Annotated in this window: 7 protein-coding genes and 1 pseudogene; 1 reads left to right on the plus strand and 7 read right to left on the minus strand. The window is 36.6% G+C overall.

Annotated elements, in window-relative coordinates; all coding sequences use genetic code 11:
* Positions 1–183 precede the first annotated feature (183 nt).
* From BR72_RS27665 to BR72_RS11750, 6 genes and pseudogenes are all read right to left on the minus strand, one after another.
* On the minus strand, positions 184–2,292 hold the full coding sequence (locus tag BR72_RS27665; protein WP_081904867.1) for a GW domain-containing glycosaminoglycan-binding protein: 2,109 nt from the start codon (positions 2,290–2,292) through the stop codon (positions 184–186).
* 112 nt (positions 2,293–2,404) lie between these two features.
* Positions 2,405–3,373, minus strand: coding sequence for a nuclease-related domain-containing protein (locus tag BR72_RS11735; protein WP_035433231.1), 969 nt, complete (start codon positions 3,371–3,373; stop codon positions 2,405–2,407).
* A gap of 266 nt (positions 3,374–3,639) precedes the next feature.
* On the minus strand, positions 3,640–4,155 hold the full coding sequence (gene speG / locus BR72_RS11740; protein WP_035433233.1) for a spermidine N1-acetyltransferase: 516 nt from the start codon (positions 4,153–4,155) through the stop codon (positions 3,640–3,642).
* A gap of 160 nt (positions 4,156–4,315) precedes the next feature.
* Positions 4,316–4,438, minus strand: a pseudogene (locus BR72_RS25595) (DedA family protein); the annotation flags it as partial.
* Entirely contained in the window at positions 4,438–5,016 is a 579-nt protein-coding gene (locus BR72_RS11745) for a class I SAM-dependent methyltransferase (protein ID WP_035433234.1), read from the minus strand. The gene BR72_RS11745 and the pseudogene BR72_RS25595, both read right to left, overlap by 1 nt.
* 194 nt (positions 5,017–5,210) lie before the next feature.
* Positions 5,211–6,083 (minus strand): YitT family protein, encoded by an 873-nt coding sequence (locus BR72_RS11750; protein WP_035433236.1) that lies wholly within the window; start codon positions 6,081–6,083, stop codon positions 5,211–5,213.
* 361 nt (positions 6,084–6,444) lie between these two features.
* Here BR72_RS11750 and BR72_RS11755 point away from each other — a divergent pair, with 361 nt between their 5' ends.
* The gene (locus tag BR72_RS11755) at positions 6,445–6,636 is read left to right on the plus strand and encodes a hypothetical protein (protein WP_035433238.1); all 192 of its coding nucleotides are present in this window, start codon (positions 6,445–6,447) and stop codon (positions 6,634–6,636) included.
* Between the two features lie 588 nt (positions 6,637–7,224).
* On the opposite strand, the gene BR72_RS11760 is transcribed toward BR72_RS11755, so the two are convergent.
* A partial coding sequence (locus BR72_RS11760; RefSeq protein WP_331280393.1) for a thiol-activated cytolysin C-terminal domain-containing protein occupies positions 7,225–7,565 on the minus strand: 341 nt, incomplete at its 5' end.

Below are 7,565 nucleotides of genomic sequence, written 5' to 3' on the forward strand. Positions count from 1 at the left end.
TGGTGAGAGCTGATAATCAGTGGGGGATGAAGAAAACCCCACTGATTAAAGTTTCACTTTATAAAACCCGATAATTGCTAGCACAGCTTGTATTAGCATTCCCTAAAATAGGATATTTTTCACTATAAAAAAAGGATAGAACAGGCAGTATGTAACTGCTTGTATCTATCCTTTTCTTTCTCTTTAATAATTCCCCAGCTCAGATTCAGGACTTTGAATGATCACTGGATTTTTAGCTGGATCTAGCCACTTCAAAATAGAAATAACGTCTTGCTGATCCGTGCCAGTACAGCCATGTGTATACATATCAGAAACATGGAAGAAGATTGCGCTTCCTGCTCCTGGAGTTCTATCCGTATTATAGTTAATAACAAATCCGTAATTATAAGCAGATATGTCCATATTTTCAGCACTTCTCCATTGTCCCTTCGTCGCACTGCGAGACTGCCACGTGTTGTAAAGAGCACTGTTCGAATCATCAACCCAAACGTCATCAGGCGTAATTTGGCGGAATGGCAATTTTGTACCCGGATTGCCATAACGACCAAATGCGGTACCAATCGAATATTTCCCTCGCGGCGACTGCACGACATTCTCACTCATTTTTGATGCAAATCCATCGCGGCCAATATACCCATTCATATCTAACAGCTGCTTCCAAGTACCATTTACACGTTCAAACGTACGAATGCGTGCTAAGTTCGTTCCGTAACTATTTGCCGTAACAACAATTAATTGATTATTATCACCAATTGTCCGGAACTGATCTGCAAGTGTGACCTCACCTAAACTAACCGCTCGGCTATCAATCCAACCAGTTCGGCCGTTTTGTTTAAATTGATACCATGTCACTCCGTTATAAGTTGCAGATTGTAACAAATTCAAGTTTTGATTCGCAAAATCTGCCGCAGAACCAACATAATTCGCATGCTGCATTCCATAAGGCTTCGTCCAAACTGCATTACCCGCTGCATTGGTTACATGCCCGGTTTTGTTTAATGCTTGAATATTCGTTGCACTAGAAATTGCCTTTCCATCAATCCAGCCTTCTTCATGACCATCTACTTTAAAGTAGTACCAACGTACCCCATCTTTATCTAGGCTGCGAATAATCTGAAGCGGACGACTATCATAATTACTTGCAGAGCCAACATAGGATGCACCATTTTCACCATAAGGCGTACTCCATACTCCATTACCATCTGTATCTCCAATAAGTGCGATTCGATTTTCATCTTTTATATTCGATACCGTTTTCGTAAAGACGTGCGCATCTACCCAACCTAATACTTTGTTTTCTGCCATAATTTTATTCCACGTCACAGTTCCTTTCGTAGCGCTTTGTACAACTTGGACGTTTTGATAGCTATAACGATTAGTAGAATCAACCCAACTTGCACCGTATTCACCGTAAGGAGCACTCCATATTCCGTCTCCTTTCGCGGAAAAGCCAATTACAGCAGCATAATTTTCATCTTTTACATTAGTTAAACTTGACGCTGCCTTCTCTCCATCGACCCAGCCTAACAACTTCCCATCTTTCATCACTTGGTACCAAGTTACATTCCCTCTTTTTACAGTCTTCACCACTTGAACCGTTTGATAAGCATAATCATTGGTACTTCCAACATACTGAGCACCTGCAATGCCATAAGGTACTGTCCATATCCCATTGTTATAGCTTCTTCCGATTGTAATTGTAAAATTGGCAGCCTGCACTTCTCCAGCATTATCTAACGCATTGCGATCGATCCAGCCGATGACTTTGCCACCTACACTAAATTTATACCACTGCACACCGCCATATGTAGCGCTTTCTACTAATTGAATATCTCGGTAAGTGTAAAGATCCGTTGAACCTACATAATTCGCACCCGCTACACCGTAAGGCATTGACCATACACCATTAGTTCCCGTTGCCCCCATCACAGCAGTTTGATTCATTGTTTGGACATTTTGCAAACCGCTTAACGCCCTGCTATCAAGCCAACCGATCACTTGGCCATCTATCCGAAATTGATACCATACTACATTATTCACTGTCATCTTCTGAACCAATTGAATATCTCGACCTACATAGTCATTCGTAGATCCTACATAATTCGCACCCGCTAATCCATAAGGAAGTGTCCAAATAGAATTCCCTGTCGTCCATGCCACAATTTGATTCTCTTGTACGCTAGTCGCAGGAGGATTATCCGCCGCTTGAACAGGAAGTGTAAAAAGTAATAGCGCTCCTCCTGCTAGTACAACATTACTATATAACTTAGAATACAATTTCTTATTTCGCAAACACTGCTCCCCCTAAAATCCCTGTCATTTTTCTTCTATTCTATCATTATCGATGTATGCGGTGGACAATATATCGGCGCTTCGACGAGAAAAGTCAAAATCCAAACAACGATTACTGAATTATCCCTGTTAAATCATACTTCCTTCCTTTCTTCTCGCCTTTGTAAGGCAAGTTCATTGCATGAACTAACCTTTTTATTACTGAGCTTGATGTAATGTGAAGAAATTCTTTTAACCCCTGATTCGTAACAGTCGTTCCAAGAAGGAGTGCATAATCTTGCAACGCATCCTTGTGCGCAAACTTAGAAACACTGTTACAATTCAAACAATGCCATCCATTTTTCACCTTCATTGTCGGAAGGTAGGAACACACTGGGCAGTGCACTCCTTTTAATAATTCATGTTTCGTAACATGGTATTGCTCAAGGACGTTTCGCTGTAATGGGGAATGATTCATCATCATTTGAAGCGCCAGTTCTTGTATATCTTTAGATGATAGAATCTCTACATGCATACGTTCCAAATCCTCAATTTTATTTGGCAGATTTGCACTATGAATAACGTTTTTGGAAAAATCTTGATCATGGGAAGAAGTCTTAATAATTGTACGTGGCGTACTAATGACAACGAAGGATTCAATTGGGAGGGCTAAAAATCCATATAAGTGTAACCATTTTTGAAGTTGTCTTTCTTGTCTCTTCATTTGCAAAATAGGATCTGGGAATCCTTCTGACTTTTGTTCAGATATACGAATAAGTTGACTAAATTCAGAGTCAAACAGTAGTGTACCTGCTATATTTTTAATTTCTAGCAAGAGGATAAATCGTGAGGAAAGGATAAGGGTATCCATTTGAAAATAATGATCCTGATCAAACAATCTTATATCATGTAAAATGCTGTACTCTTTATTTGGCAAAAAGCTTAGTGGATAATCAATGGCCTGTTCACCTTTATATCCCGCCTTATGTTTGGCCAAATTTTTAGAAATAGCATTCCTTTTCGGATGATCAACAGGTACTCTTCTGAATAAAGCCTCTAACTGCCGAAGATAAATTGGTATTTTCCGCTCTTTCACAATCATCTCAGCCACTCCTTTATCATATATCGGCGATTTTTTGAATATATCGGCGATTCGACACAAGATAAAGACCCATCGACAAAAAGCGCCAACTTTCACCCGCTGCCCACATAAGAAAAATCGGCATACCAATACATTATGACAAAATGGCCTCACTATACAAACAGTGACAAATTATGAATCACCATCCAAAATTCATAAAATATGAATTGTACAATTGGATATTTTGTTAGTAAATCGCAAAAAAAGCTTCCCGCTCAAAAAGACTATTATTTCATTTCTAAGTATTGATGCTGGAAAATACACATTCTGATCGCATTATGGTAGTTACCGTCAACGAAAAATTCATCTTGTAACTCACCTTCAATTATGAAGCCGACTTTTTTGTAAATATGTGTAGCTTTTTCGTTTTCTTTATCTACTACTAAATATAGTTTGTGCATATTTAATACTGAAAAAGCGTAATCCATCGCTAAACGAGTTGCACTCTCTGCATAACCATAACCTTGATACTTTGGACCGATAATAATTTGAAATTCTGTTCTTCGATGAATGTAATCAATCTCTACTAATTCAACTAATCCAATCATATTATTATCTTTTTCCACTATAAAGCGACGTTCACTTTGATCATGAATATGTTTATCATATAAATCCTGCAACTCTACAAAAGCTTCATAAGGTTCTTCAAACCAGTAAGACATAATATGTGCATTATTATTAAGCTCATGAACAAATTTCAAATCTTCTCGTTCTAAAGGGCGTAGTTTCAGTTCTTGACTCATTTTTTCAATCTCCTTTATGACTCTTTATTCACATTCTAATCCTTCAAGTAACTTGAAGGTCAATAGCATAAAGTGAAACTTCCATCAGTGGTGATTTTCTTCATCCCTCACTGATTAAAGTTTCACTTTCTCTCAACCTATTCAGTTTGTATCATTATTTCCCACCGCTCATTACAATCATTTCATCTGGAATTGGCATACCAACAATCCCAAGCCATAAACAAAAGAATAAAGCGGCATAGCCATATTGCTCGATATACGATAATAACTCATGGAGCTCCATTATGCACAAGACCTCCCCGCCTCTTTTCTACAACTAAAGACATAGGCTGGCGGAAAATTAAACCAAACTTTTTTTAACGAAATCTCTGAAAAAAAAGCTTGGATAAATTCTTTTTTTACAAGTGAATATTGAAATGTAATAAACTCTCCGCTCTCTCGTAATGATTCCATTACATTTTGTAAAATCCGCACTGATACTTCTTGCGGTAATGAAGTAAACGGCAATCCAGATAATACATAATCAACTTTTTCTATCTTTAACTCTTCCATATACTTTTGAATATTTTCAGCTGATCCATGTATGACAACAACACTTGGATCACTCGCAAATTGTTTCTGCAACTTTTTGAAAAAAACTTCATTAATTTCAATAAGGATAAATGTCGTTTCCACTTTTTTTCTTCTCATAATCTCTCGTGTAAAAGCTCCTGTTCCAGGGCCTAATTCCACAATATATTGTGCTGTTCCAAAATTAATTGCATCTACCATTTTTTTTGATAATCTATTTGAACTAGGTGCGATCGCCCCAGTATGTTTCGGATGTTTAATAAATTCGGTTAAGAATGTAATCAGTTGCATAAAATATCTCCCCCTTCATTCGATATTTATAAGATAGCTTTAAGTATAGATAGCATTTCTTAATAAATATGGGGGCGCTTTCTTAAATTTTTCTTAAGAGAGTGAAGATTTCCAAATCGGATAATACCATTTCAACAACAAAAAAAAGCATCTGGGCAGATGCTTTTTTTATGAATTCTATTTAAAAGTTATCCCTAGTGAATATCGTGTTTTTTGAAATTACCGCCCTTTACTTCCGCTACGTCATATACCGTAACAAAGGCATTTCCATCAATTTCATGAATAATTTCTTTCATTTTACTTTCTTCTAAACGGTTAATAACACATGTAATTTCTTTAAATTGTTCCTTTGAATAACCACCGTAAACTTCATTATACGTCGCACTTCGACCTAGGCGATCGCGAATGGTCTCTACCATTAATTCAGGTTCCTTTGTAATAATTTTAAATGTTTTAGAACCACTTAAACCTACTTCAACGATGTGAATAACTTTAGAAGCAATAAAGTAAGCAATTGCTGAAAGAATGGCCCCTTCAAGACCAAATACTGCGGAGACAAAAATAAAGACAAACATGTTTAAAAATAAGATGAGGTCACTTGTCCCAAAAGGTAATTTTCGAGAAAGCAATACGGCTAACATATCAATTCCATCTAATGCGCCGCCGTTACGCAACGCTAACCCCATACCAAAACCGATGATAATCCCTCCAACAACAGTAACTAACAATGTATCACCGTGAATAATCGTTGGTATTCCGTGCATAAGAACCGTACCGATTGCTAATGAAGCAATACCGATAATCGAGTAAATCGCAAAATTTCTACCAATTTGCTTATACCCTAACCAAACAAAAGGGATGTTAATGACTCCAATGAGAACGCCTAATGGTAACCCAAGTAGTTTTGAACTAACGATACTTAAACCCGTCACACCACCATCTGATACATTATTTGGGATTAATACAGATTCTAGTCCATATGCTGTTATAAATGCCCCAATAATAATCATTAATACTCGTACACCAATTTTCAGTTTATTTGGCTTATGTTTTTTGATTACGCTCATGTAATTCCTCCGTTTCAAGCTATTTTTTCTTTTCATTACTGCAATTTTTTGAATCAATTAGATTCATTCCTAATAATTATTCTAACATATTATCACCAAAATACCTCTTGATGTGCCTTCCTTCTTTAAGTATAAACCTTAACAACCCTTCCCAAAATATGAAAAGGATGTCACATTCACCTTAAATAACTGTAAAAAAACAGAAATATAATCTTACCGTTAGTTTATAAATACTTGGTATATAATTTTTTAAATTTAGATCAAAACAAAGACTATATTTTCATAAGTCGCTATACTCGAAATTATCTAACATGAAACTTCTTCAAGATGGTATAATTATGGAAAGGAAGGTGGTTGAGCCATGAAAAAAAATATAGGTTGGAACAATCTAATGCGTTTTGTCTGGTTAGGATCTATCGGGGCACTCTTAGCAGCTTGCGCTAAATCAATTCCTAACAATATTGTATCCTGGGGACTCCTAGCTATTGGGGGTGCGCTTGCATTTGGATCTTCTCTTACAGGGCTTTACTTTCTTAAAAAAAATAGAGTGTAAAAACAGATACTGATTTTTTCATATAGGAAGCATAAGATTGTCAAAACGACACTCTTATGCTTCTTTTTACATACAAAAATCGCCATAACTTAAGAAAGTCACCGCAAATACATTGGACATATTAATAACTAAACATATAGCACCGCGCTAAAATATATAGTAAATTCAAAAGAAATAATTATGAATGAACTATAAAAAAAAATACAAACCCTCCTATCAGAGAGTTTGCTCCCACGTACATCGCTTTTGAAAAAACAGCTTAAGGGGAACTGTTTTTTCCATTTTATCACACAGGTAACAGAAGTGATGTTGAGAAAGTTTTTTTCTGGTTAAAATAACCGGGAAAATTGTACGCTAATGACTACAAAACCTTGTCATTACAGCGTCTTTTTCCTTATGATTTGACTAAAAAGGCCACTTTTCGGTATGATTCAGCTCAGCAAATCGACTACTTTCATGTTGAATATCGTCGAGGAACCTTTATCCCGTGTCGAATCGCCGATCTATTACAAAGAACGGTCGATAACGGAAAAAACACTGACCCCAAAGGCACTTATGTGCCTTTGGGGTCAGCTTCTTCACTTTTACTTAGTGACTAATATTAGCATTTGGGTATAATGTTGTTCCTCCAATTGAAACTTTTATTTCATTTGTTAATGGAACATTTTGTTCATTAATAATTGTTCTCCACCATTCCCATGCAAGACCTGTACATTCTTTCGCCATAACTTTTACATTTTTCGCATTCGCTGGAAGTGGGATCACTGTATTGAAATGGGCAGTTCTGTCTCTACCGTTTCCATCCCAAGTTTTATGAGTTAATACTTCTTTTCCATTTTGATCATATGAGACTTCATCCCAAGATACATCAAATTGAGCAACATATCCACCAGTATGATCAAGCGTCATTTTCGCACTAGAATATTCTG

The organism is Bacillus sp. UNC322MFChir4.1, from assembly GCF_000746135.1.
Taxonomy (GTDB): Bacteria; Bacillota; Bacilli; order Bacillales; family Bacillaceae_G; genus Bacillus_A.

Bases quoted from the DNA above. Each gene is read 5' to 3' on its own strand.
- BR72_RS11735 (WP_035433231.1), bottom strand. From the start codon at position 3,373: ATGATTGTGAAAGAGCGGAAAATACCAATTTATCTTCGGCAGTTAGAG.
- speG (WP_035433233.1), bottom strand. From the start codon at position 4,155: ATGAGTCAAGAACTGAAACTACGCCCTTTAGAACGAGAAGATTTGAAA.
- BR72_RS11745 (WP_035433234.1), bottom strand. From the start codon at position 5,016: ATGCAACTGATTACATTCTTAACCGAATTTATTAAACATCCGAAACAT.
- BR72_RS11750 (WP_035433236.1), bottom strand. From the start codon at position 6,083: ATGAGCGTAATCAAAAAACATAAGCCAAATAAACTGAAAATTGGTGTA.
- BR72_RS11755 (WP_035433238.1), top strand. From the start codon at position 6,445: ATGAAAAAAAATATAGGTTGGAACAATCTAATGCGTTTTGTCTGGTTA.